Source organism: Neobacillus sp. K501 (assembly GCF_053749995.1).
Window position 1 is genome coordinate 252263 of record NZ_JBSLYA010000005.1, and the last position, 25626, is coordinate 277888.

General features: G+C 37.7%; 29 protein-coding genes. 21 read left to right on the forward strand and 8 right to left on the reverse strand.

Annotated features, from left to right (window positions below; genetic code table 11):
* Positions 1 to 191: 191 nt before the first annotated feature.
* The 5 genes from ACWM35_RS14060 to ACWM35_RS14080 all read left to right on the forward strand — a co-directional run bounded on the left by ACWM35_RS14060 (position 192) and on the right by ACWM35_RS14080 (position 5526).
* Complete coding sequence (locus tag ACWM35_RS14060) at positions 192 to 833, forward strand: helix-turn-helix transcriptional regulator (protein WP_454819405.1); 642 nt, start codon at positions 192 to 194, stop codon at positions 831 to 833.
* Between the two features lie 12 nt (positions 834 to 845).
* Complete coding sequence (locus ACWM35_RS14065; protein ID WP_454819406.1) at positions 846 to 1667, forward strand: pyruvate, water dikinase regulatory protein; 822 nt, start codon at positions 846 to 848, stop codon at positions 1665 to 1667.
* Positions 1668 to 1669: 2 nt separating this feature from the next.
* Positions 1670 to 4339: a pyruvate, phosphate dikinase gene (ppdK, locus tag ACWM35_RS14070; RefSeq protein ID WP_454819407.1), complete on the forward strand. Its 2670-nt coding sequence runs from the start codon at positions 1670 to 1672 to the stop codon at positions 4337 to 4339.
* Between the two features lie 234 nt (positions 4340 to 4573).
* Positions 4574 to 4720: a hypothetical protein gene (locus ACWM35_RS14075; RefSeq protein ID WP_454819408.1), complete on the forward strand. Its 147-nt coding sequence runs from the start codon at positions 4574 to 4576 to the stop codon at positions 4718 to 4720.
* 53 nt (positions 4721 to 4773) lie between these two features.
* Entirely contained in the window at positions 4774 to 5526 is a 753-nt protein-coding gene (locus ACWM35_RS14080) for a GNAT family N-acetyltransferase (RefSeq protein ID WP_454819409.1), read from the forward strand.
* A gap of 89 nt (positions 5527 to 5615) precedes the next feature.
* Here the strand turns inward: ACWM35_RS14080 and ACWM35_RS14085 are convergent, their stop codons facing one another.
* Both ACWM35_RS14085 and ACWM35_RS14090 read right to left on the reverse strand, forming a co-directional pair.
* The gene (locus tag ACWM35_RS14085; RefSeq protein WP_454819410.1) at positions 5616 to 6833 is read right to left on the reverse strand and encodes a DUF2812 domain-containing protein; all 1218 of its coding nucleotides are present in this window, start codon (positions 6831 to 6833) and stop codon (positions 5616 to 5618) included.
* On the reverse strand, positions 6817 to 7161 hold the full coding sequence (locus ACWM35_RS14090; RefSeq protein ID WP_454819411.1) for a PadR family transcriptional regulator: 345 nt from the start codon (positions 7159 to 7161) through the stop codon (positions 6817 to 6819). Before ACWM35_RS14090 ends, ACWM35_RS14085 begins: the two co-directional genes overlap by 17 nt.
* Before the next feature lie 214 nt (positions 7162 to 7375).
* Here ACWM35_RS14090 and ACWM35_RS14095 point away from each other — a divergent pair, with 214 nt between their 5' ends.
* The 4 genes from ACWM35_RS14095 to ACWM35_RS14110 all read left to right on the forward strand — a co-directional run bounded on the left by ACWM35_RS14095 (position 7376) and on the right by ACWM35_RS14110 (position 11702).
* Complete coding sequence (locus tag ACWM35_RS14095; protein ID WP_454819412.1) at positions 7376 to 7570, forward strand: YbxH family protein; 195 nt, start codon at positions 7376 to 7378, stop codon at positions 7568 to 7570.
* Positions 7571 to 7672: 102 nt separating this feature from the next.
* On the forward strand, positions 7673 to 7756 hold the full coding sequence (locus ACWM35_RS14100) for a putative holin-like toxin (protein ID WP_402959266.1): 84 nt from the start codon (positions 7673 to 7675) through the stop codon (positions 7754 to 7756).
* 194 nt (positions 7757 to 7950) lie between these two features.
* Entirely contained in the window at positions 7951 to 10524 is a 2574-nt protein-coding gene (locus ACWM35_RS14105; RefSeq protein WP_454819413.1) for a helicase-related protein, read from the forward strand.
* Between the two features lie 134 nt (positions 10525 to 10658).
* Positions 10659 to 11702, forward strand: coding sequence for an ATP synthase beta subunit C-terminal domain-containing protein (locus ACWM35_RS14110; RefSeq protein WP_454819414.1), 1044 nt, complete (start codon positions 10659 to 10661; stop codon positions 11700 to 11702).
* A gap of 504 nt (positions 11703 to 12206) precedes the next feature.
* On the opposite strand, the gene ACWM35_RS14115 is transcribed toward ACWM35_RS14110, so the two are convergent.
* Positions 12207 to 13178 (reverse strand): helix-turn-helix transcriptional regulator, encoded by a 972-nt coding sequence (locus ACWM35_RS14115; RefSeq protein WP_454819415.1) that lies wholly within the window; start codon positions 13176 to 13178, stop codon positions 12207 to 12209.
* A 101-nt stretch (positions 13179 to 13279) separates the two neighbouring features.
* On the opposite strand from ACWM35_RS14115, the gene ACWM35_RS14120 reads away from it, so the two are divergent.
* The gene (locus ACWM35_RS14120; protein ID WP_454819416.1) at positions 13280 to 13807 is read left to right on the forward strand and encodes a dihydrofolate reductase family protein; all 528 of its coding nucleotides are present in this window, start codon (positions 13280 to 13282) and stop codon (positions 13805 to 13807) included.
* Positions 13808 to 13846: 39 nt separating this feature from the next.
* Here ACWM35_RS14120 and ACWM35_RS14125 read toward each other — a convergent pair whose 3' ends face one another.
* The gene (locus ACWM35_RS14125) at positions 13847 to 14368 is read right to left on the reverse strand and encodes a hypothetical protein (protein WP_454819417.1); all 522 of its coding nucleotides are present in this window, start codon (positions 14366 to 14368) and stop codon (positions 13847 to 13849) included.
* Positions 14347 to 14835 (reverse strand): CBO0543 family protein, encoded by a 489-nt coding sequence (locus tag ACWM35_RS14130; RefSeq protein WP_454819418.1) that lies wholly within the window; start codon positions 14833 to 14835, stop codon positions 14347 to 14349. Before ACWM35_RS14130 ends, ACWM35_RS14125 begins: the two co-directional genes overlap by 22 nt.
* Before the next feature lie 165 nt (positions 14836 to 15000).
* Here ACWM35_RS14130 and dacB point away from each other — a divergent pair, with 165 nt between their 5' ends.
* The 6 genes from dacB (at position 15001) to ACWM35_RS14160 (ending at position 20703) form a co-directional block, all read left to right on the forward strand.
* The gene (gene dacB, locus ACWM35_RS14135; protein WP_454819492.1) at positions 15001 to 16416 is read left to right on the forward strand and encodes a D-alanyl-D-alanine carboxypeptidase/D-alanyl-D-alanine endopeptidase; all 1416 of its coding nucleotides are present in this window, start codon (positions 15001 to 15003) and stop codon (positions 16414 to 16416) included.
* 39 nt (positions 16417 to 16455) lie between these two features.
* Positions 16456 to 17484 carry an ADP-ribosylglycohydrolase family protein gene (locus ACWM35_RS14140; protein WP_454819419.1) on the forward strand — a complete coding sequence of 343 codons (1029 nt, stop codon included), beginning with the start codon at positions 16456 to 16458 and terminating at the stop codon, positions 17482 to 17484.
* Between the two features lie 540 nt (positions 17485 to 18024).
* Positions 18025 to 18414, forward strand: a complete 390-nt coding sequence (locus ACWM35_RS14145; RefSeq protein WP_454819420.1) for a hypothetical protein — start codon at positions 18025 to 18027, stop codon at positions 18412 to 18414.
* Positions 18415 to 18442: 28 nt separating this feature from the next.
* Positions 18443 to 19204 carry a glycoside hydrolase family 25 protein gene (locus tag ACWM35_RS14150; RefSeq protein ID WP_454819421.1) on the forward strand — a complete coding sequence of 254 codons (762 nt, stop codon included), beginning with the start codon at positions 18443 to 18445 and terminating at the stop codon, positions 19202 to 19204.
* A 106-nt stretch (positions 19205 to 19310) separates the two neighbouring features.
* Positions 19311 to 19811, forward strand: a complete 501-nt coding sequence (locus tag ACWM35_RS14155) for an N-acetyltransferase family protein (RefSeq protein WP_454819422.1) — start codon at positions 19311 to 19313, stop codon at positions 19809 to 19811.
* 163 nt (positions 19812 to 19974) lie between these two features.
* Complete coding sequence (locus tag ACWM35_RS14160) at positions 19975 to 20703, forward strand: CBS domain-containing protein (protein ID WP_454819423.1); 729 nt, start codon at positions 19975 to 19977, stop codon at positions 20701 to 20703.
* 41 nt (positions 20704 to 20744) lie between these two features.
* Here ACWM35_RS14160 and ACWM35_RS14165 read toward each other — a convergent pair whose 3' ends face one another.
* The 3 genes from ACWM35_RS14165 to ACWM35_RS14175 all read right to left on the reverse strand — a co-directional run bounded on the left by ACWM35_RS14165 (position 20745) and on the right by ACWM35_RS14175 (position 22498).
* Positions 20745 to 21473, reverse strand: coding sequence for a hypothetical protein (locus ACWM35_RS14165; RefSeq protein WP_454819424.1), 729 nt, complete (start codon positions 21471 to 21473; stop codon positions 20745 to 20747).
* Between the two features lie 133 nt (positions 21474 to 21606).
* Entirely contained in the window at positions 21607 to 22023 is a 417-nt protein-coding gene (locus ACWM35_RS14170; protein WP_454819425.1) for an acyl-CoA thioesterase, read from the reverse strand.
* Between the two features lie 13 nt (positions 22024 to 22036).
* Positions 22037 to 22498, reverse strand: a complete 462-nt coding sequence (locus ACWM35_RS14175; protein ID WP_454819426.1) for an SRPBCC family protein — start codon at positions 22496 to 22498, stop codon at positions 22037 to 22039.
* Positions 22499 to 22739: 241 nt separating this feature from the next.
* Between ACWM35_RS14175 and ACWM35_RS14180 the strand changes: the two genes are divergently transcribed.
* The 5 genes from ACWM35_RS14180 to ACWM35_RS14200 all read left to right on the forward strand — a co-directional run bounded on the left by ACWM35_RS14180 (position 22740) and on the right by ACWM35_RS14200 (position 25575).
* Complete coding sequence (locus ACWM35_RS14180) at positions 22740 to 23471, forward strand: DsbA family oxidoreductase (RefSeq protein WP_454819427.1); 732 nt, start codon at positions 22740 to 22742, stop codon at positions 23469 to 23471.
* Positions 23472 to 23592: 121 nt separating this feature from the next.
* Positions 23593 to 23805, forward strand: coding sequence for a helix-turn-helix transcriptional regulator (locus tag ACWM35_RS14185; RefSeq protein ID WP_454819428.1), 213 nt, complete (start codon positions 23593 to 23595; stop codon positions 23803 to 23805).
* Between the two features lie 13 nt (positions 23806 to 23818).
* Entirely contained in the window at positions 23819 to 24193 is a 375-nt protein-coding gene (locus tag ACWM35_RS14190) for a hypothetical protein (RefSeq protein WP_454819429.1), read from the forward strand.
* Positions 24193 to 24489 (forward strand): DUF3784 domain-containing protein, encoded by a 297-nt coding sequence (locus ACWM35_RS14195; protein ID WP_454819430.1) that lies wholly within the window; start codon positions 24193 to 24195, stop codon positions 24487 to 24489. The genes ACWM35_RS14190 and ACWM35_RS14195 overlap by 1 nt, the downstream gene beginning before the upstream one ends.
* 12 nt (positions 24490 to 24501) lie before the next feature.
* The gene (locus ACWM35_RS14200; RefSeq protein ID WP_454819431.1) at positions 24502 to 25575 is read left to right on the forward strand and encodes an NAD(P)H-dependent flavin oxidoreductase; all 1074 of its coding nucleotides are present in this window, start codon (positions 24502 to 24504) and stop codon (positions 25573 to 25575) included.
* Positions 25576 to 25626: the final 51 nt, after the last annotated feature.

Consider the following 25626-nt stretch of genomic DNA (forward strand, 5'->3'; position numbering starts at 1 on the left):
AGTGTCCATGAAAGAATTGATTTACCCAAGATAATCAACAAACGTAAAAATAGTTTACAATTTTTTTAAAAATATGTTGAACTAATTGTTTCACATTTTGTGTAAATGTAATATACTAAATAAAAATAAGTATAGCACATTTGTTTTTTATCCAAGGAATAGTACCTATTTATTATAGAAAGGGGGGGAATGTGATTAAACTGACGAAGCGGCAAGCTGAGATTTTACAGATTGTAAAGGAAAATGGTCCGATTACGGGGAAACAAATTGCGGAAAGACTTTCATTAACTAGAGCTGCGTTAAGGCCGGATTTGGCGATTTTAACGATGGCGGGAAACTTAGATGCAAGGCCCCGTGTTGGGTACTATTTTAATCATAATTATGAAACAAAGCTGCAGGCAGAGAAATTTCTGCATAAAAAGGTAAATGATTATAAGGCTCATCCAATTGTTGTTGAAAAATCCACATCGGTGTATGACTCCATCGTGCAACTCTTTTTAGAAGACGTTGGGACGCTTTATGCCGTTGATAGCCATGGCCATTTAGCTGGGGTCATCTCAAGAAAAGATTTGCTAAGAACAGCAATTGGGAATCAGAACCTGCATGAATTGCCAGTAAGTGTCATTATGACGAGAATGCCGAACATTATCACCATCCATCCGGAGGAGACGTTGCTCGAGGCAGCTAAGAAAATGATCCATAATCACATTGACTCCTTGCCGGTAGTGAAATCAATCGATCCAGAAAATAATACATATTTAATTGTCGGTCGAATTACGAAAACCACCATTACAAGAGCCTACTTGGAGATTATGGAGCAAAAAACAATTTAAGGGAGAGTGGCAGTGATTTTAGAACAGAAAGAAGTTGTTTATGTAGTTTCAGACTCAGTAGGGGAAACGGCGGAGTTTGTTGTAAAAGCAGTTGCAACTCAATTTAATGGCGGCAATGTGGAGATTCGCCGTAACTCCTATGTAGACGATTTAGAAGATATTGAAGATGTTATTATTCTAGCTAAAAAAGGAAAATCCATTATCGCCTATACGATCGTTATTCCCGTGTTAAAGGAGTATTTAGATCGTCGGGCAAAAGAAGAGAATATCAAGGCGGTCGATTTACTAAGTCCTTTAATGGATGCTTTTACATCCAGTTTTAATAAGCAGCCGCATCATCAACCTGGCTTGATGAGAAAATTGGACGAGGAGTATTTCCGCAAAATCGAAGCAATTGAATTTGCTGTTAAATATGATGATGGACGAGATCCACGAGGGATCCTTAAGGCCGATATTGTTTTAATCGGTGTCTCAAGAACGTCAAAGACCCCATTGTCAATGTATTTAGCCCACAAACGCTTTAAAGTAGCAAACGTCCCATTAGTTCCTGAAGTTCCAGCACCTGAGGAATTGTTTCAAATTCCACGTAAGAATTGTATCGGCTTAATTATCTCGCCGGATAAATTAAACGAAATTCGGACGGAGAGATTGAGAGCACTTGGGTTGGGGTCAAAGGCGAATTACGCAAGTTTTGAGAGAATACTAGATGAACTCGACCACGCTGAAAAAATCATGAAGCGGGTGGGCTGTCCAATTATCAATGTGTCCAATAAAGCAATCGAAGAAACTGCTGGTTTAATTTTAGAAGTGCTTAAAAAAGAGAGGAGCTTATAATGATGGAAAAATTCGTTTACTTGTTTCATGAAGGAAATGGAGATATGAAGGAAACCCTTGGGGGTAAAGGAGCAAATTTAGCGGAAATGACTCGGATTGGCTTACCGGTCCCTTATGGTTTTACGATTTCAACACAAGCATGTAATGCCTATTATGATGCAGGAAAAACGATTCCATCTATGGTTGAAAGCCAAGTGCTTACAGCCCTCAGCCGTTTGGAAGAAAAAATGGGAAAAAAACTCGGTGACCCGGAAAATCCATTACTCGTTTCCGTTCGTTCAGGATCGGTTTTTTCCATGCCGGGAATGATGGATACAATCTTAAACCTAGGAATGAATGATAAAACGGTTGTCGGGCTGGCAAAATTAACGAATAACCCGCGATTTGCTTATGACTCTTACCGTCGTTTTATCCAAATGTTTAGTAATGTTGTTCTTGATATCAATACATTTTATTTTGAACAATTATTAGAAGAAACACGTGAGGAAAAGAGATATAGTACGGATCCTGAAATGACCGCTGAGGATTGGAAAGAGGTTATTGAAGGTTATAAGGGAATTGTTAAAAAACATACAAGAAAAGAATTCCCGCAAGATCCACAAGAGCAGTTATTCCTTGCGATCAATGCCGTGTTCGATTCTTGGAATAATCAACGAGCCATTGTTTATCGCCGCTTAAATAAAATCCCCGATCATCTTGGTACGGCTGTAAATATTCAAAGCATGGTGTTCGGAAACATGGGGAATGATTCGGGGACAGGTGTAGCGTTCACTCGTAATCCATCAACCGGTGAGCATGTTCTTTATGGGGAATACTTAATCAATGCTCAAGGGGAAGACGTCGTTGCGGGGATTCGTACCCCACAGCCAATTCAAACATTAAAGGATGAAATGCCATCGGTCTTCCAACAATTTTCGGATACATGTAAGCGTCTTGAACAGCATTATAAAGAAATGCAGGATATCGAATTCACGGTGGAACGCGGTAAGCTATTTATTCTTCAAACTCGTAATGGCAAGCGGACGGCTCAAGCAGCGATTCGGATTGCCGTTGAAATGGTAGAAGAGGGAATTATTGATAAAAAGACAGCCTTGCTTCGTGTCGATCCTGATCAATTAAATCAATTGTTACACCGTCGGATCGATGAAAAATTTGAGCGCACATTATTGGCGAAAGGATTACCAGCATCACCTGGTGCAGCCACGGGTCAAGTAGTATTTGATGCCGATGAAGCTGAGCAGCTAGCGAATGATGGCAAAAAAGTGATTCTTGTTCGACCTGAAACAACGCCAGATGATATCCATGGAATCGTCGCATCCCAAGCGATTGTAACAAGCCGCGGCGGGATGACTAGCCATGCTGCAGTAGTAGCACGGGGGATGGGAAAGGCATGTATTTGTGGCTGTGAAGCATTGAAAATTGATTTAAAAGCGAAACAATTTATGGTGGAAGATACGGTCGTTAATTATGGTGATTTGGTCACGATTGATGGAGCGACTGGCGAAATTATGCTTGGGGAAATTCCAATGATTGAACCTGAACTCTCTGATGAGTTCCAGCTTTTATTAGCGTGGGCTGATCAGGAGCGCAAAATCGGTGTTCGTGCCAATGCGGATAACCCAGAAGATGCGAAAAAAGCCTATGATTTTGGTGCAGGGGGCATTGGACTTTGCCGTACGGAGCACATGTTTATGGATTTAAAACGGATTCCAACCGTTCAAAAAATGATTTTAGCGGAAAATTACAATGAACGAAAAGAAGCTCTTGATCAGTTGCTGCCTATGCAGCAGGGTGATTTTGAAGGGATTTTTGAAGCGATGCAAGGCTTTCCTGTAACGATCCGCTTATTAGATCCGCCGTTACATGAATTTTTACCAGATAAAGAAGAGCTATTAGTCGATGTGACGAAGCTGCAAATTCTTAACCCGGGATCCTCTGAATTAAAGGAAAAGGAAATATTGCTAAAAAAGGTTCGTCAACTAGATGAGTTTAACCCAATGTTAGGCCACCGTGGCTGCCGATTAGGGATGATTCATCCGGAAATTTATGAGATGCAAGCAAAAGCGATTTTCTATGCAGTGGCAAAGCTTGCTGAAAAGGGAATGGAAGTCCAGCCGGAAATTATGATTCCACTTGTCGGTCATGTCAATGAGTTAAAGCAAATGCGACAGTTGGTTGTTGATGCAGCTGTCAAGGTACAGGAAGAAACAGGCAAACAATTTGAATACACGATTGGAACGATGATTGAAATTCCACGTGCCGCTTTAACTGCAGACCAAATTGCCGAGGAAGCCGACTTCTTCTCGTTTGGAACAAATGATTTAACGCAAACCACATTTGGTTATAGCCGTGATGATGCCGAAGGAAAATTCCTGCAAGCGTATATTGAACATAAGGTACTTCCTGAAAATCCGTTTGCCGTCCTTGATCAAGACGGAGTTGGGAAGTTAGTAGAAACAGGTGTTAAGCTTGGTCGCGGAACAAAACCAACACTGAAAACTGGTATTTGTGGGGAACATGGCGGGGAAAAGAGTTCGATTGATTTCTGTTACAAAACAGGTCTGGACTATGTCAGCTGTTCGCCTTACCGCGTTCCACTTGCCCGTTTGGCTGCGGCACAAGCTACGATTCGTCATGAATCGAATAAACAAGGGGTTTATACTACTGCATAAAATTTGTAAATCTGAAAAAATGGCATAGAGAAAAGCATATCACTTCAGACAGTGGTATGCTTTTTTCGTTCGAATGTCCGCTGATGTGTGAAGGAATATGTTAAATAGTTGAATAATTCAAAAATATGACAAATTAACAAACACTCATTGGGAAATAGTGGATGTAAAATATAACTAACAACTATGCTCAGATTTTCACATTTTGTGGTAAATGAATGTATTGGAGGTAAAGATATGAAAAGATACGAGTATAAATGTGTCTACATTTTTGGCGGTGGAGAAAAAACTACTAGAATATTAAATGAATATGGGAACCAGGGATGGGATTTAATATCAACTTGGTGGGCTTGGTTTTATTTTAAAAGAAAAATAGATGACTAGGTCGTTTCGGAATATTTATTAAATCTATGAATTTTTTCAAGGCGGTGGAAGAAATGGGATTTGTTCAAATTACCAAAAGTAATATCGAAACTGAACATATATGCTGTGCATTGGGGGCAAAACAATATGAAAATGCTGTAATCGAGAAAAAGAAATGGATAACAGAACGAATGGATGAAGGATTAGTTTTTTATCGTTTAGATGAACGTGCAAAAGTATTTATAGAATACTTACCAGCTGAAATGGCGTGGGTTCCTATTCACGCACCAAATTTTATGTATATCAATTGTTTGTGGGTTTCCGGCAGATACAAAAATTCCGGTTATGCCAGACATTTGTTAAATCAGTGCAAAGAGGATGCCATTCGTCGTGGTATGGATGGGATTGTCCATCTTGTAGGAAAGAAAAACTACCCGTATTTAAGTGATAACCGTTTCTTTGAACATATGGGGTTTGAGTTAGTAGATCATGCAGAACCTTATTTTCAATTAGTAGCATTGAAGTGGAATGAACAAGCTATTATACCTTCTTTTAAAAAACAGGCAAAGATGAAAACTGATGATATTGGCATATCCATTTATTACACAGCTCAGTGTCCTTATGCGGTTGGTATATTAGAAGAGCTAAAAAAAATTGCAGAAAACAACAGTGTTCCTTTTAAAACTTATCGGATAACAACTAAAGAGGAAGCACATAATTCACCCACAGTTTGGACAACTTTTGGTTTGTTTTATAACGGCGAATTTATTACACACGAAATAGTCAGTCCCAACAAATTTAACAGTTTACTAACAAAACTATTATAGAAGAACGATACTCCTTTATGAGCCCCTCTCTTGATAGAGAAGGGCCTTCTTGAACACCACTTATATTGTCCATTTGGATTAATGATAATTTATATCTCATATTTATTTTTAAGTCGATAAAAATACGCCAAAGACTGATAAGTAAAGACACCAAAAATTGAAAAAAACAGGGTAAACATAATGAGTGGACAATAATAAAGCAATTCAAAAGTATCAGTTTTATTCAGACTCCAAACAATCTCTCTGATCATGAACCAGGCAAATAGAGCCATGATGGGTAGAAACATCATAATATTTGTAATCGTAATTGTCAGAGCGGCCTTTAAATGTCCTTCCTTTTCGCTATAAATTTTTGGTTTCTCTGCCCCATCGTCAAATACCTTCGCCCAAATCGTCCATTTTTGCCATGTGGATCTGGTTGAAAAAATATGTTCCCAACCATTTTCTTTATGGAGGAAAAAGGCCGTTTCGTCTGGTATATTTTGATATACTGTACAATAACTGACCAACCTTTTTTCACCTTTTAGAAAATAAAATGTGGTTCCTGTGCGGCTCATATAGAATAAATTGAATCCTTTGGCCTCCATCTTCTCAAGCCATCTTTCCAATTTATCCGGGTCGTTCATCCAAGTGAATTTTCGCACCTTCTTCAGCTCTCCCGATTTAATTAGCAGCTGCTCTTCTTCAAAATCAAAAGGGAAATATCCTTGTTGGTCCTCATCTTTATCGAAAGCAAGACTATTAAAATGAGTCTTAATCAGTTGATGATTGTTCCTTCGAATCTTAAAGACTGAATAGATCGAAACCACTAAAGCAAGCAGGGTAAAGACCGCCCCGACATAGTTAATCATCCAAAATGGACTTTCCATAATTTGAGCAGTTGCAGCCTTTGGCAAAAATAACATCAAAGATAAATTATCCGCATTTGCAAGTATCATATATACACAATAATATAGAAATACGCAGTACATATAATACTGAATTCGGTTTTTTTGGATTATGTTTTCCCGGACAGGTCTGATCTTAATTTCCTCTTTAGGCTTATCGTTTGTCATCACATACCAATTGTGGTTTTGATACAGCTTTTTCCAGCCATCTGCACGTAACGTATTGGGTAATGGATAATCCTTCACTTTTTCATATCCAATTTGATAAGTGCTTTTCTTTTGTTCAGTGCTTTGAAAATAAAATATTCTCGTAAAACGGTTGAATTTTTCAAGCTGCCAACCGTTTTCAGATAATTCCTCCAACCACTCTTCTGTTTCAATAATATGATAGCTCCAAAATAGCCTAAACACCCTTTTCACCGTAAAAGCCCCCTCCTAATTCCAAAATGTTATGATGAATCTCCTTGATCCGATCCATTTCTGAAATTAATACTTCTTTTCCCAAGGCTGTGATCTCATATACGGTTTTTCTTTCTTCGTCTGCATAAACGGTGATTAGTCCGTCCTTTTGCATTTTTGATAATGTACCATAGACTGTCCCAGATCCTAGAACAATTCTTGAATGGGATATCTCCTCCACATGCTTTACAATCCCATAACCATGTCTTGGATGATTTAGGGAAAAAAGAATATAAAAAGCGGTCTCTGTCATCGGCACATATTTTTTTATTGCCTTATTAAGATCCAAATTACTCACCTACCAGATTATGTCACATTATAATATATCTTACCGCGACTATATCACGACGTGACATATTAATTCAACTATTATCTGAAGATTTGCATAAAAATATTTTAAAATGTTTAGATGGACCGCAAAAGTGCTGATTAAATGCTGAATTCCGCAGAATTACGTTTAATAAAATTGAAAATACTATTAAAAACAATAAAGGGGACAGACCATGGGAGCGATTGAGCGCAGCGGATACCGCTTTGTACCGGAATATAGTGTTATTCAGCAAAATGGAGGTATTCATGTTTATCAGCGGGATCAATTTATTGAAGAAATTAAATTTCAGTTTTCCGGGGAATTTCCGGAGCTTGATCAACTTGAGAAGTTGGTTGAGCAATATTGTGAACAGCATAACATACATTAGAACGCTTGTTCGATAAAATATTTAATGTTATAATGAAAACTGCAATAGAATAGGGTTCTCAAGGGTGGCCGGCACACCTCGTCTGAAAGGGGGTGATGCCATTTGACAGTTTTTCAAGCATTGATGTTGGCAATTTCGTTTGCTAGTCTCATTGTCACGGTACTGTCTTTTCACAAAAAAAAATAATCCACCCTTGAGCCGGCCAGCGTAAGTGGTGGATTATTGCCCTTTAATGCCGATTCCACTAACTGGAACCAACTATTGCATGACCGAGTATTTTTGGCATGCTCGGTCTTTTTTACTATATGTTATACTATTCATTTATTATACCTAACTTTGCAAAAAAATAAAATGACAAATCAAAAGAGGAGTAAATTTGTATGAGCAAATTAACGGTGATTTATCCTCAAGCGGTTGAACATACAAAAGGGAAGGTTTATGAAGATATCAATCATTATTTTGAAATGAAAGATACACTTCCATCCTTCAGTGAGTACCTAGCGGACCGTGGACAGTATCTAGAACAAATATGGATCAATGTTTGGTTAAATAAATCAACTAACGATGTTCCTAGGAATGAAAAAAAGCAGTTTCTGAATGAAAAAGGGTTTGAGGTTCACGGAGTAGACAGAAAGCTAATCAATAAGCTTTTTCGTGATGAAATGCGTACCTTCCTACCTTTTGATGTGATGGATTGGATAAACGAAAGATTTCAAGGTAAGGAAGAGGAATGGGAAGAGCGGTATCAAAAAGCAAAGGAATCGTTTATTAAAAGGCAGGAACATACAAGATTAGAAGAGCTGAAAGCTTCCATTCGAATGAAAATTGAAGATGCTTCTAGCCAAATCATTGAGGAGAACTATGACCTTTTCTACTTATATATTCGGTATTTTGTCGCAAAACAGTTGAAAGCTGATATAGAAAATAACATCAAATTCCAATCAGTCGATACGTTTGCCTTAGAAGAAAAATTAGTAGACGAGGGTCATTTCAATCCAGAAGCGTATACAACCGTAGCGAAATTTTTCGAGGAGTTGACGGGTGATATTCATAAAACAGTTCATTGGGGCCGCAGTTTTTATGAATATCAAACTTATTTTTTTGTTTATGAAGGATTAATCTCAGATTATCTTTCAGACTATCTGCCACAACAAGTTCTTGATCAACTCCCGTTAGAATTAAACGAAGAATTCCAAGATAGTTTTCATGAAAAGCTAACTCCGGCCTTCGTAAAAGGCAGTATTGCTCAACTCCTATATGAGGTGGAAGAATATTTTATCGAAGATATCCAAGAGGAATATCTTGCTGACTTGTTAACACTAGCTGAGATTCCATTTGATAGGAAAGTACATAAAGCGATTTTTGAGCGTGATTTTGCCGAGAGAGAACGAAGGAAATCTGAGGAAGAGGCAGAAATCCGGCGGAAAAAAGAAGAAGAAGTGAGGATGATGGAGGATATTTTTGGTCAAGAATACAATCCATCACTTGGTCGGCAGGTAAAATATGTTCTTCATATTGGCGAAACCAATACAGGAAAAACACATCATGCATTGGAACGGATGAAGGAAGCTAGAAGTGGTTTATATTTGGCACCTCTGCGTTTGTTAGCACTAGAAGTCTACGATAAATTGAACGTGGAAGGGACACCATGCTCCTTAAAAACAGGGGAAGAAGAAAAAATCGTCCCAGGAGCGAATCATACCTCCTGTACCGTGGAGATGTTTCATGAAAAAGAAGCATATGATGTCGTTGTGATTGATGAAGCGCAAATGATTACCGATAAGGACCGAGGCTTTTCTTGGTACAAAGCAATTACGAAAGCCAATGCCTTTGAAGTACATATTATTGGCAGTAAAAATTCGAAGCCAATGCTGTTACAGTTGTTAGGAGACTCGGATATTGAAATTCACGAATACAGCCGTGACACTCCACTTGAGGTTGAGTCCAAGGAATTTCATATTAAGCATATTAAAAAAGGGGATGCCCTCATTTGTTTTTCTCGTAGACGAGTACTGGAAACGGCCTCGAGACTTCAGAACGATGGACACTCGGCCAGTATGATTTATGGCAGCATGCCGCCGGAAACTAGGAAAAAGCAGATTCAGCAATTTATTGAAGGTAAAACAAAAGTAATTGTGGCAACAGATGCGATTGGAATGGGTTTAAACCTGCCGATTCGCAGGATTGTCTTTTTAGAAAATGAAAAGTTTGACGGGACGAGAAGGCGGCTGCTAACTTCACAGGAAGTGAAACAAATTGCTGGGCGAGCCGGGCGTAAAGGGATTTATGATATTGGCAAGGTTGCTTTTACAAAGGATATTAAATTGATGAAGCGCCTCCTGGAACAAGAAGATGAGCCTGTCCATACGTTTGCGATTGCGCCAACTAATTCCGTATTTGAACGCTTTCAGCGCTATTACCGCGATCTAGGGACATTCTTCGAACTTTGGAGGAAGTTTGAAAGCCCAGTTGGAACAAAGAAAGCGACGCTTGCAGAAGAACGTGAACTCTATGAGTTGGTTTCGGGTACTGAAATTGAAGCGCGGCTTCCATTAATGGACCTTTACGGGTTCTTACATTTGCCTTTTTCTAAAAATGAACCCATCTTAACGAAACAATGGGAAGAAACAATGTATGCGATTGTTCAGGGTAATCCTCTTCCGGAACCATTATTAAAAGAACGCAGCTTAGAAGATTTGGAGTTGGCCTACAAATCGATTGGTCTTCATCTTCTGTTTTTATATCGCTTAGGGGAGCGGACAGAAGCGATCTATTGGGAGAGGTTACGGGAAGAAATGAGTGATAGAGTGCAGGAAAAGTTAAAAACAGATATCCGCAAATTCGCAAAAAAGTGCCGGAACTGCGGCAAAAATCTTCCTTGGGATCACTCCTTTCCTACCTGTGATGCCTGCCATGCAGCAAGATATAAAAAATATCGAAATGACGATTTTTGACGGTATGATTAATAATCATACCGTTTTTTTTTTTTTTTTTTACTCTGTAAATTCAATAAATTACTTTTGAAAGTAATTTATTATTGCTTTTTGGAGTAAGATATATTACCTTATAAAGTAAGGGGGTGAAAATAATGGAAAATATCAGCCTAAACGTACCATTATTGCGCAGGAGGGTTCCTAATCTTACCAGTTCCGCCAGAGAAGTAGGATTAAGACCAGCAACGGTTTCCAATTTATGTACTGGAAAAATTCCCGTTGGCCGTGCTGAAGTTCGTACGATTGTGGCACTTGCTACATTGGCACAATGCAGTTTGGATGAGTTGATATTAAGAGGGGAGACGGTTGAAATGATCGAAACTAAAATTAAAACGTTAGATTTATTTGCTCCGATTGTAAAGGGAGGAACCGTAGGCTTTGTGGCTCGACCTGGAATGGGGAAAATTGTCGTCTTAGCCGAGCTATTCCACCGATTGAAGAACGATGGCTATGTGACTGTTTTGCTAAAAACTGAGGAAGATTATCCTGATGTGAATGAAATAATCAATGATGTGGAAATCGTCGTTGATTCAATTGAAAAGGCGTTTGCAGAAATCGCGTCTATTAGGGAGAAAGAAATCATCTTTGCGGCAGATCGCGCCCATGTATTAACGGGGGAAATATATGAGCTTCAAGAAAAGTTACAGGATGAAAATATCCAAACGGTAACAACCTTTCTTCTTGATTTTAAAGGTGCAGCGGTTGATGAGGACTTACCATATGGTCCGCTTGAAACTTTGTGGCAGTTTGACATGGACCTCGCGGCTAGACACCGATACCCTGCTGTGAACCCAATCTATTCAACTTCTTCTATCCTTGAGGGGGCCCACCTAGACCAAAACCATCTTTCCATCCAACAAAGAGCGCAAAAACTATTACGACGATACAGAGAACTACGTTCATTAGCCAATGTTAAAGGGATGAAGGGGATTCCTGCAACAGAAATCCAGACCTATCAACGAGGAGAGCGCTTAGAAGCTTACTTGACTCAACCATTTTATGTTGCCGAAGCTTATACGGGACAACAGGGAGAAACGGTCAATCTCCAAGATACCTTAAACGATGTTCGAAAAATCTTAGACGGAACAATGGACACGGTGGAGTTAGAATCACTGAATTTTATCGGGAGCCTTAAGTAAAAATAGACACAAACCGATTAGTTTAATCGTGCTTTTGATATGAATTGCATTAAGAGTTCAGATGGTTTCAAGACATGTTCACTTTTTCATGTAGCGAAATCTCAGCACTGATTCCGTATCAGGTCATGAATCATGTTTTCATGACGTGTAGAACTGGTTCTGAGGTCATGAAATAGGTCTTCATGACGCGTGAACCCAGTTCTGATAAAGTTCGGGGTCATGAAATAGGTCTTCATGACGCGTGGACACGGTCCTGATAATGTTTGGGGTCATGAAATAGGTCTTCATGACGCGAATACTTGGTCCTGATAAAATTTGAGGTCATGTAATAGGTCTTAATGACGCGAGTACTTGGTCCTGATAAAGTTTGAGGTCATGAAATAGGTTTTCATGACGCGTGGACACGGACCTGATAATGTTTGGGGTCATGAAAGATGTTTTCATGACCCATGAATCTGGTTACGATGAAATTTCAGGTCATGAATCGCATATGTCATTTTTCATCTACTCATCGAATTCTTCCTCATAAAAATGAACAACTCTCTTAGCCATATGATAAATTTTTTGTTTTAAAGAGCCGGGTTGGACAATCCGTATTTGATCACCAAAGCCTAGGATATAATCCATTGCCTCCTGTTCTGTATCGAAACAAAAACTTATTGGTATCCAGCCATTCTTAGATGGTGGATCTATTTTATCTACCTGAACAAAGCGTCCGGTAAATCTTATCCTTTGAATAATAGAGGGAGATACTTCAACACTAACCTCGTATTTGGGGAGAGTTTTTATAAAATTTCGTGTGGACTCGCTCCAATATTTTGGTAAATCAAAGTCAGCCGGCCTCGTGAATGATTCATCTATCAGGGTAACGGAAATTAGTCTTGATGCTCGATAATTTCGTATTTTCTCGTCAGAGGATGCGATTAAGTACCAAGTACTACCTTTCGCCACTAAGCCTAAAGGATTGATATAACGTAAAATCTCCTCACCATCTGCCCGTTCGTATTTTATCTGTAGTTTTTTTTCATCCCAAATGGCTTGCTGTAGAATTTTAAAGGACTCAATTTTTTCAGCCGGCTGTTTCCATGAAGAAGTATCCACATGAATTCGATTCCAAGCTTCTAAGGAGTCTTTTTGAAAGGAGTTTGGCATGGCAGCAACCATTTTTTGACGGGCATCATACCACTCTTTCGATAAACCAAGGTCAGAAAGCAATTGGAAGGAAGGTGAAATGAACAAAGACTTTATTTCAGTATCTTTTAAACCAGTTAAATTCGTTCGATAATGGTCAAGTAGTTTCCAGCCGCCCGATTTCCCTCTTTCGGCTATAACCGGGATACCAGCTCCACTTAATGCTTCCATATCCCGATGAATGGTTCTTTCTGTTACCTCTAATTCATTGGCCAATTCTTTCGTGGTCATTTTCCCTCTATTTTGTAAAAGTAGCAAAATGGATAGCAACCGATCAGCACGCATACATTCACCACATTCTTTAATATTTTTATATATGACTATAGATGTCATCATTAAGGATTATACTACAGATAAAACTTATTGTTAAAAAGGAGAAATAATTAATGACAAACAAACGCAAATTAGTATTATTTATTGCTACAAGCTTAGATGGATATATTGCTACGAAAGATGACTCTTTAGAATGGTTATTTAAAGTGGAAGGGGAAGGAGACAACGGGTATTCAGAATTTTACGAAACGGTTGATACCATTCTTATGGGAAGAAAAACCTACGATTGGATTAAGAATAATTTAACGGGGGAGTTCCCCTATCAAAATAAACAATGTTACATTTTTTCTAGGTCGAAGAATGAGGGAACGAAAGATATAAAATTTATAAATGAAAATATAGTAGATTTTGCAGATAAGTTAAAAAATGAAGAAGGCAAAAATATTTGGATTGTTGGTGGAGGAGATCTGCTGCATCACTTCATCGAGAACAAATTGGTGGATGAATTTATCATAACAGTTGCCCCAACCATTATAGGAAATGGGATTCCGTTATTTAAAGAGGGAAATTATCAATTAGAGCTTAAATTACAATCGACTAGAACATTTAATCAATTTGTAGAATTACATTATCTAGTATAAGAAGAATAAAACCTCGTCAATTTTGCGACGAGGTTTAACTCATGTTCTTTTAAGTTGCTCTTCAAATCGGTGCATCGCTATTTTCCCTAATTTTAAAACAGCAATATAATAGAGGAAAATGAATACATAAGCTAAGGTGGATAGCTTAAAATTCCAATGGTTGAATTTGAATACATGAAGTTTTACCGAAAACCACTCCAGTAAAACGGATAATCCAATCCAAAAAAGAAAGTAAAGAATGCGAGTCCATGTGGTTAGTTTCAGCTTGTCATAATAGTACATAAAGATATAACCAATTATCGAGTAATTAATCATATCCATGATGAAATCAAATAAGTCATACTTTGCGGTATCTAATGCATCATAAAAGTCAAAGGGGTATTTTCCAGCAAGAGTATAGTCTACCGTTATGGCTAAGAATGCATTACATGTCAGTAGGGTAAACGTTAAAGCAGGAGGGAAATGCCTTGGTATTTTAACAAAAATGGTTAGTAAAACAACTAGACCAAGTAGAACCCACAGTTCATTTTCATCGATTTTTACTGGCGATGCAAAGACCACGTTTTTGATTTTCCTTTCGCATATAAGTAATAGAGAAATCTTCGACAGAATAGTGCCGCAATGAGTATACATAACCATTCTATGAGGGACCACCAAAATACCCATTTATGAAAATGAAATATGCCAACAAACTTGGCCATATAATCGATTCCAGTTAACAACAATATCCATATGAGCAATAAACTAAGTTTTTGAATCAGTGTCCTTGTTTCAGAATAATAACCGATGAACACAACAACGAGTAACGGAGTCAGGAATGCACTAATAAGTAGTGAAGAAAAGAACATTTGCAGCTGTTCTGTGATATGAATAAGTTTCAGGTTAGCCGAGATGATGTCGATGAAATTTTGATTAATCGTAGAGATAAATACTCCCACGGTCAGAATTTCTAGCAGACTTAGATTGCTCCTCCACCAAATAAATGCAATTAAAAATAAAATGATAAGAATGATGAATGTAATGACCAAAGAAAACTCCTCCAAATGGAGAGTAAAAAACTCTATTCTATTATTAGAAAAATATCGTATAATATACACTTTTCAACATAATCTGGAAATAATAAGGAGCAATCTATCTTAAAATGAAAGTTGGAATTGGGTGTGTATAAAAGATTAGTACCACTATTAATCCTGATGAGTTTATTGATATTACCCTCCAATCAAGTAATTGCAATGAACAATTTTCCACAGCAGTTGGATCAAATAGTAAACGAGGACCCAGATTTACAGGGGGCGATTGCTGGAATCAGTATCCGATCTGCTGCCAATGGGGAAATCATGTATAACCATTTAGGCGATGTCCGGTTGCGCCCAGCATCCAATATGAAGCTATTAACAGCAGCTGCAGCCTTATCCATCTTAGGTGAAAAATATACGTTTCCGACAGAAGTGCTTACAACTGGCCAAGTGAAAAAGAATATCTTAAAAGGGGATCTTTATATAAAAGGGAAAGGCGACCCAACACTCCTCAAAGAAGATTTTGATGAAATGGCAGCTGAAATTAAGAAACTGGGTATTAACAAAATCACTGGAAATCTTATTGGTGATGATTCATGGTATGACGATGTCCGTTATTCCATTGATTTGCCTTGGAGTGATGAACAGACCTATTATGGTGCCCAAGTTTCAGCACTAACCGCTTCCCCCACGATGGACTATGATTCAGGTTCTGTCATGATTGAATTGACACCTGAAAAAGAAGGCGAGAAAGCAACGGTGAAGCTTACACCGAAAACGGACTTTGTAAAAATTATTAATCGTACTGATACCGTTTCAGCTAATGGGAAAAGGGATATCACGATTGAACGCGAACACGCGAAAAATACTATCATTTTAACTGGAACAATTCCGGAAAATTCTAAGATGGTAAAAGAGTGGGTTGGTGTTTGGGATCCAACGCGATATGCGTTAGCACTTTTTAAACAATCATTAAAGGAACAGGGTATTCGAATCTCGGGAAAAGTAAAAACAGGAATAACACCCGATTCAGCTCGAAAAGTACATACTCATCATTCCATGCCGCTCTCAGAATTACTTGTCCCGTTTATGAAACTTAGTAACAATGGACACGCTGAAATCTTGGTAAAAGAAATGGGAAAAGTGGTTAAAGGGGAAGGCACCTGGGAAAAAGGCCTTGAGGTCATGGCGGAAGAATTAACGAAACTTGGATTAAATCCAAACTCAATGGTACTTAGAGATGGTTCGGGAATATCTCATATTGATCTAATCCCGGCATCGCAACTTTCACAGCTTCTGTTTAATATTCAAAGTCAACCGTGGTTTGCTTCGTATCTTCATTCTTTACCGGTGGCAGGCCAGAGCGAAAATTTAGTAGGTGGAACTCTCCGCTATCGGATGAAAAATTCTCTGGTAAAAGGGAAGGTGATGGCGAAAACAGGTTCGATCTCAACAGTGAGCACGATTTCTGGTTACGTTAAAACGAAAAGTGGACAGACTTTGATTTTTTCAATCCTGTTAAATAACCTAATGGATGAAACCAAAGGAAAGAGACTAGAAGATAGGATAATTATGACATTAGCAAACCAATAAAAAATTTTTGGTAAAATAAGGTGGAGAGGGAGAAGGGGAATGCTAATAGAGCGATTTAGAGGCAGTTTGATTGGCGGTGCAATTGGAGATGCGCTCGGTTGGCCTGTGGAATTTTTAAGGCTGGCAGAAATCAAACAGAAATTTGGTCCAAATGGGATTAATGATCTGGTAAAAGGTAAAAGCAATCTTGTTGAAATAACAGATGATACGCAAATGACCATTTTTACAGCAGAGGGGCTTTTAAGAGGAGAAAACCGCGGAAGAAATAAGGGGATTGTTGATATTCCATCCGTTGTTCATCACAGTTATCTCCGATGGCTGAATACGCAAGGGATTGAATCTGAGGTTGAGAAAGATGGTTGGATCTATCAAATAGAAGGTTTACATACAAGAAGGGCTCCAGGAAATACCTGTTTGGAAGCCCTTGGATCTCGCAAAATGGGAACGATGACAAAACATATTAATAATAGCAAAGGCTGTGGCGGTGTGATGCGGACTGCGCCGATCGGTTTATTTTATGAAAAAACTAGTGCCTTTAAAATTGGCGGTGAATGTGCCGCAATTACCCATGGACATCCGAGTGGGTATCTTTCAGCCGGAATGTTAAGTTATATTATCGCATCACTCATCGAAGGAGTAGAGTTGGAAGCTGCTGTTACATGTGCATTGGATGAACTCAGAAACTATCCATCCCATGAGGAGTGCAGCCAGATTATTGAAAAAGCAATGAAGTTAGCACAGTCAAACATTCCAAGCCTACAGGCAATTGAAAGCATTGGAGAAGGCTGGGTAGGCGAAGAAGCGCTGGCCATCTCGATTTATTGTGCTATTAAATATCAAAATGACTTCCAAAAAGCTGTTATTGTGGCGGTGAACCATAATGGCGATAGTGACAGCACCGGCGCGATTACCGGAAACATTTTAGGAGCCTATCTAGGGATAAAAGCAATACCTGAAAAATGGATTAAAGAAGTTGAGCTATCCGAAGAAATAATTGAACTAGCAAATGATTTAAATAAAAGATATGCAGACACAGAGGAATGGAACAGAAAATATCCTGGTTGGTGATTAAAAAAATCGAATCATTGATTGAAATACTTGTAAGGAAACATCTGTAATTATATAAATAAGCTAAGTGGTGCTTTGCCTTATGAAGGGCAAAGCATTTTTTATGCTAATATGAAAGTGCTATTTCAATAGGGATTTTGGTTAACATCCCCTTCCTTGGAAGTTGATGGTAATTAAAAAACTGCTTATAATGGCTATATTAGAGGAATTATTGCATTTTTTATGGAAATGAAAAAATGGATCGATATCACAATGATTAAAAAATATGAGAGAGATCGATGTACATAGACGAGCAAGATAAAAAACAAAAGCAAAATAAGGCTCGGAGTATACAGAAAAATAAAAAAACAGTACCGTGAAGGTGAAAATAGAAGCAAAATGGAGTCTACTATAGTAAGGGTTTATGCCTTTATTAGGTTTGTTATTTTAGTGCTTAATGCATTATTTAAAGGAATTTAGAAAAAAATCATGGATTTTGTTATAACTAGGTTGTTTAGTAGCTTTAATGAGAGAATGAAAGTCTATAAAACTAGGGGGGCAATGGTTATCCGTAAGACGATTTATACTTTAATTTTATTATCTCTAATTACAATTACAGGTTGCGCAATGGATTCAGAAACAACGAAAGTAACAATAGACAGCATTAATGCTGAAGAAGTTTTATCGTTGGATCCTGATGCTGATATTTTTCAGTTTGAGGGTGTAATCTACAAGACTAATATTAATTGGGTAGAAGAATTATCTTTAACAAAAGACGTTCAAATCGGTGAAATAAAAACCAAAAATGATATAAATACAGAATTCAAAGATGAAATGGCGAATAAGCTTCCTGTTGGTACAAAAATTTACACAGCAAAAGAAAGAGGAGACATATTAATCGTTGAATTTGAAGGAGAAATCTTGCACTATCTTGCTATCGTTGAAGGGTAAGGAGAATCTATTGAAATGATGTGGAACCATGAAGTTTAAAAATGACAGTACAAAAAAGGGAAAACCAAAATTAGTTTTTTTTATGATGATTCTGTTAATAATTGGATTACCTTTGTCAGTTCTATTATGGTTTCAAGGTATCTATATTCCTAATAATTCCAGTGCAAAACACTATCCTGTTAAAGGTGTTGATGTTTCAGCCTATCAGGGGGAGATAGAATGGACAAAACTTCAGGAACAGGGCATAAAATTTGCATTTATAAAAGCAACGGAGGGAAGTAGTTTTATCGATAGGCACTTTGAAAAAAACTGGGAAAATGCAGGTAAAACAACCTTAAGGATAGGAGCTTATCACTTTTTTAGCTTTGATAGTAAAGGTATTACACAAGCACAGAACTTCATGAAAACCGTGCCAATTCATAAACAATCATTGCCACCGGTAATAGATGTAGAATTTTATAGTGATAAAGAAAAAAATCCTCCTGATCGGAAGCAAGTTGAGAAAGAGCTTAAAAGGATGGTAGAAATGCTTGAAGAGAAATATAGCAAACGTGTCATTATTTACACCACAAAAAAGGCTTATGATCTGTATATCAAAGATAGTTTTGAACAATGCGATATATGGATCCGAGATGTATTCAATGAACCTTCATTGCCAGATAAGAAAAACTGGACATTTTGGCAATACACTGAACGAGAAAAATTTGATGGATATAGAGGAGAAGAAAAATTCATTGATGTAAATGTATTTAATGGTAGTGTGAAAGAATTTAAAGAGTATGGACATTAATATTGTTTTACAAAGATGTTTGGTGAAGAAGGAATAAATAATAGGGGAATTGAAAAGAAGAAATTATTAGTGATTTATGGATATGAATTGATTATGGGGTGTATAAATGTTAATCAGAGAGGTAAAGCCTGAAGATGCTGAAAATTTAATAGGTTTAATAAAAAAAGTGGAGTCTGAGTCGAATTTTATGTTGATGGAAGCTGGCGAAAGAAAAACCAGTTCCGACCAACAACGTAATCAATTAGAACGTATTGAAAAGCAAAGGAATTCAACCATATTTGTCGCGCAACAAGAACAAGGAAAGTTGGTTGGCTATTTGATTGCCATTGGCGGCAGCGTAAGAAGAACCCAGAACTCTGCATACCTTGCAATCGGTATTTTAGAAGAGTACAGAGGTCGTGGCGTGGGAACAAGTTTGTTTCAACGGTTAGAAGAGTGGGCAATAGACACTAATATTTCAAGATTAGAGCTTACAGTTGTTACTCAAAATGAAGCAGCAATAGCTCTTTACAAGAGAAGAGGATTAGAAATAGAAGGAATTAAAAGGAAATCGTTGATGGTACAAGGGGAATTTTATGATGAGTATTGTATGGCGAAGTTATTATAACCTTCACTTAGATTCTACTAATAAAATTTGTCCAGAGATATAAAAACAGACTTTCTCTAAGAAGGTCAATTTTTATGACCTTTGGCAGAAAAATAGGATAGTGCAATTATCACAATGATTATATAATTAAAGCAAGAAATTAAGCAAAATGGCAGGGGAGCTTATGAAAACAGTAAAAAACAAAGGGCCATTATTATCAGAACGTTTTGAAGTTGCCTTTAATCAAGTTCACGATGCAATGAAGGATATAGTTAATATAAATGATGAGAGATTCGTAGTTTTAGTAAAAGTTGGGTCAAAAAAATACCAAATGATCGAGACCTTTAAAAAGGATTTAGAGCAATATGCCAAGCTGCGCAATGCAATTGTCCACGAAAAGATGGAGATTGGTTATTATATTGCGGAGCCAAATGCGAGAGTCGTCGAGCATATTGAAAAGATTGCGAACGTCTTTACCCGGCCTAATTACGCGCTATCAATCGCTACGAAGCAGGTTGTTTATTTTGATTATCAAGATAGTATTTTAAAAGTCACAGAAGCGATAAAAAAGTACAATTATTCAAAGTTTCCAGTTTACAAAAATAAAAACTGTGTGGGACTGTTAACGACCGGGGCGATTGTGAAGTGGATGGCGCAAAATATGGAAAGCAGCTTCGTGAATTTAGCGGATATTCATGTTTTTGATATTATGAAATACGAGAAAGAACATCCGATCTATTTTGTATCTAAACAAAGTAATATTTTTGAAGTCGAGAATATCTTTGAAAAGTCGCATAAAGAGAAGAAGAAACTAGAAGGGGTCTTGATTACTGAAAATGGAAAAAGTGAAGAAGCACCACTAGGGTTCATTACCGCATGGGATTTAATTGAAATTGATTATGCCGTCGAATAAATTTAAAATGGGAGCATACCAAACTGGTATACTCCCTTCGTTTATGGTATTTGATCAAAATCGAAATCGCTTAACTCATCCATATGGCTAGCAATCATGGCGATAATCGTGCTCGCTTCTTCTTTACTAAAAATAAAATGGGATTCATCTTTGAGTAACTCGTCATCCGTTGTCCATACTCGGTTGATTCGTTTTAGAACTCCGTCACCTGTTTCCTGGACGACGCCAAATTGATAGGTTACTTCCACTTCGTCTTCATGCTGGTAGGCGGTCACTTCAGGAGTAGACCATTCCACATCAATTTCCTCAAAAATGTCGTCATTATTAAGCGGTTCTGCTTCATAATACTCTTCATCATCATCAATCACTTCGACATCATAATCTTCATCATCATCCACTTCACCAGCTATGAGATAAACTCCATCGTCTGTGTATGAATCATCATCGTTCATATAATCATGAAGACTTGCATGTACCTCGTCGATGATTTCTTCAATATCGGAAAGGATGATTTTAGCTGTATGCCCGCTATCGACATCAAAGGTATCAATGTAAAATTCTTCGTTTTGTGGATCGAAAAATAGGGTACAGAAAAAATCCCTGTCCACTTCTTCTGTGTTGATATCCTCTGTCTCAACGAAAAATTCGATTCTTGGATGCTTGGCAGCCCGTTCAATCGACATTTGACCAACCTGATCATACTCTTCACAAATGGACTCAAGGTGATCCTGCAGTTCTCCACATACTCTGTCAAACCATTCTAATGACATCCCTACATCCCATCCTTTCATAGTTAATCGAGGTTATTATCTCCAAGATGTTGGTGAATATGTTAATTTTGCTAAAAAATGTAAGAATCATTAAAAAAAGAAAATCCCTCATCTTATGATGGGGAAATGAAAATTAATTGTACTCTAATTCAAATTGTTCAATCCGTTCGCGTACGAAATCGGGGACGGGAGTTGGTAAATGTGTTTTTGGATCGACACTGACATAGATAATTTCTGCAAGCAAAATCGGTTCGACTTCATCTTCTCTCGTAATGATAAATTTCATCGTCATGCTTTTGTTCCCAATCATATCCATTCGACACCAGATCGTCAGCCAGTCATTCAAATAAGCAGACCGTTTGTATTCTAAGGTTGATTTCGCGAGGACAAAATCAAATTCTTGGGCTTCTTCCTGTGGTAGGACTTCTTGAAAATACTCTGATACGGCAACATCAATATACGTTAAATAATGGGCATTAAAAACAATCCTTTGGCCATCAATCTCCGAATACCTTACCTTTAATCGATGAGAATAGCGAAAATCTTCCATATCCATCCCCTTTCTATTTCGTCAAAACATGTTCTGCCTCTGCGACTTCCTTAACTCGGTTTAAAAATTGAACAACTACTTTATCATTCGCGAAAAAAAGAAATAATTTAAAGATGGCTTTTAGCGGCCGGTTCGTTACGGTGTACCGAAATAGCGTTTTATGGTCATTAATTTTCTTCATTTCATAGTAAGCGGTTATCTCAAAAATATTGGCTAGATTAAATCCAACTTTCAATTTTTTATGATCAGGAGTATTTAAATATTCCAATGTTTCAACATCGTATTCTTCTATTCGTTTTCCTTCTTTGTATTTTTGCCGATAAATGGTTCCAACCCCATTCTCCGTTACTTTCACCGGAGTATTCTCCATCACCTGAGGCATAATTTTTTGCATTTTTTCAAGGGAACCATCGAACAAATCCCAAATATGCTCAATCGGAGCATTGATTTCTATTTCCTTTGTCCATTGCTTCAACTCGTTCACCCTTCGTAAAAAAATTCGGAATTATGAGGTAATTAAACTATTCTACATTATTATATGATCTCCTTTAATCATCAAGAATAAGTTGCGTAACAGGAAAATATAGGGAAGAGGATTTTGTATCCTTATCGCCATTTAAAAAAATGAACCTCATATTTCAGTGAGCACGATTTTTATCTTTTTTCATCGCCTATGATACTATTATGAGTAATCGTAGAAAAATGAGGTGTTTAGAGTGAAAATTGAAGTATGGTCAGATTTTGTATGTCCATTTTGTTATATAGGGAAGCGCCGCTTAGAGGAGGCACTGGCCCAATTTCCACAAAGAGACCAAGTGGAGGTTGAGTTCAAAAGCTTTGAATTAGATCCTAATACTCCTATTTATAATGGGAAAAGTATTCATGAAGTATTAGCAAAGAAATATGGCATGAGTATGGAGCAAGCAAAGCAAGCAAATCAAGGTGTTGGACAGCAGGCGGCAACGGTTGGATTAACCTTTAATTTCGAAGAGATGAAGCCAACGAATACCTTTGATGCTCACCGCTTAGCAAAGTTTGCGATTACGAAGGGGAAAGAAAAGGAAGTTACAGAAAACCTTCTACAAGCTTACTTTACTGAATCAAAACTGATCAGTGACCGTGATACATTAGCAGATATTGCTGAGGTTTCCGGTATCGATCGTCAGGAAGCTATCAATGTTCTTCAAGATAAAAATGCTTATGGAAATGATGTCCGAATTGATGAAGCCCTTGCCCAGCAATATCAGATTACGGGCGTTCCATTTTTCATCATTAATCAAAAATACGCAATTTCCGGCGCTCAACCAACATCAACTTTTTCTAGCGCTCTTCAAAAGGTATGGGAGGAAGAAAATCCAGCCCCTGTTTTCCAAGACCTATCAACAGTTAGTGCGGAAGATGCAAGCTGCGTGGATGGGAATTGTGCTATTCCAGAGAAAAAAGAATAATATTTCAGACTGCATCTTATTAAGATGCAGTTTTTTTGTTTGAAAAAGTAATATATATTTATAAAAAGTAAAATATATATTACAATGTAGATGTAAGGATTAACGAGGCGAGGGAAAATTCGTGAATGAAATTACAGTGAAAAATAAAGTGAAAATCGCCCGGATAGAAAAAGGGGATCTTACCCAAGGTGATTTGGCAAAAATGGTGGGGGTAACTCGTCAGACCATGAACCTCATCGAGGCGCAAAAATATAATCCTACTATAAGAGTGTGTCTATTAATTAGTAAGTATTTAGAAAGACCCTTAGATGAATTATTTTGGATAGAGGATTAGGGGAGTGAAGCAAATGGTTCAGTTGAATTATTTTTCAATTTTGGTGGGAGCGATGATTAGCTTTGGGATGGTTAGCTTGGTGACTGGGAATTGGCAATCGGGAATCTTAGCGGGACTAGTCGTTGGAGTTGGCGGGGCTAAATGGGTTAGAGTGAAAAAACATGAGTCCAATGATGAAATTGAATACGATGAGCGGGTGATTAGTAATATTAAAAAGTCGACTTGGCAAACCTTTTCTTATTCAAATTTATTGCTATTCTGCTACTTGCTAATATCGGAGCTGCTTCTTAACCAACACTATATCAAAGCTAATCATTTAATTTTATATTTAACGATTACTTATTTTCTAGCATTCTTTATTGTTCCATCGATTGTTAAAAAGAATTGATGAAGGAGGTGTCCATTTTGGATACTAGTAAATTTATATTAGGTATTGTCTTTATCGTCTTAGCGTATTTAATAGGTGTAAAAAAACAAACATGGTTATTATCTGGCTTTAATCAGAAGCGGGTACGTGATCAGGATAAATTAGCAAAAATGACAGGTGGCTATAACCTCTTTGTTGGTTTTGTCATGATTCTTGCATCCTTTATTAGAGGAGTTAATTTAGAAATCATTTTTCCTATAATTATAGTGGGATATGTGATTTTACTTGGTTATGTCAATACAAGAATGGTGGAATAAGGGGGAGAGTGTGTGCAAAACAAGTTGACCAAACTTATGGGTGTCGAGTATCCCATTATCCAAGCTCCGATGGCTGGCGGGGTCACAACTACGAATCTAGTGTCCTCGGTTTCTAAATTTGGAGGATTAGGGATGATCGGAGCAGGTTATATGACTCCTGAGCAGATGCGAAATCAAATAAAAGAGATCAAACGGGAAACTACGAAACCATTTGGAATCAACATATTTATTCCGAATGATTTCAAAGTTTTAGAGAATGAAATTAATAGAGCTACAGAACTTCTCCAGCCGTTAAAAGAACAACTACATGTTAAAAAGGAAAATTCAGCCCTCCCTACGGTAGAGAGGGAATGGGAAACATTTTATGAGCAGCTAAAGGTAATCATAGATGAAAAAGTTCCGATCTGTTCCTTTACCTTCGGGCTTCCTCCTAAAGAAACCATTACGAATTTAAAAGATCATGGAATCTTCTTAATCGGAACGGCAACAACCGCAGCCGAAGCATTACTTTGTCAGGAAATCGGAATGGATGCTGTTGTATTACAAGGCAGTGAAGCGGGTGGTCACCGTGGTACGTTTGCCGGCGATGATGATCATCCGATTTGTATAATTCCACTTATTTCACTAGTAAGGGCACAAGTTAGCATCCCTATTATTGCCGCTGGCGGCATTATGAACGGCCGAGGTGTATATGATGTCCTTAGCTTAGGGGCTCAAGCGGCACAATTGGGCACGGCCTTCCTAACCTGTTTAGAAAGTGGAGCGCACAAAGCTCACAAACAAGCCATTTTCAATTTAACAGATAACCAGACCGTATTAACTCGTGTCTATTCAGGTAAATGGGCTAGAGGGATTAACAATAAATTTTACCAGGAGTTGAAGGCTTTCGAAGAGGAATTGCCTCCTTTTCCACTCCAAAATGCATTGACAAATCCAATTCGAAAAGCATCCGCTCAGCAAAGTAATCCTGATTATATGTCACTGTGGGCGGGGCAAAATGCTTTTCTCGCTAAAAATCAATCTGTTAAAGATCTAATGGAAGCATTAATAACTGAACTAACAGAAATAAAGAAAGCGGTTTACTAATAGAAGACCTCAAACTCCAAGGGTTCACCTTGGAGTTTTTCTTATTTAATA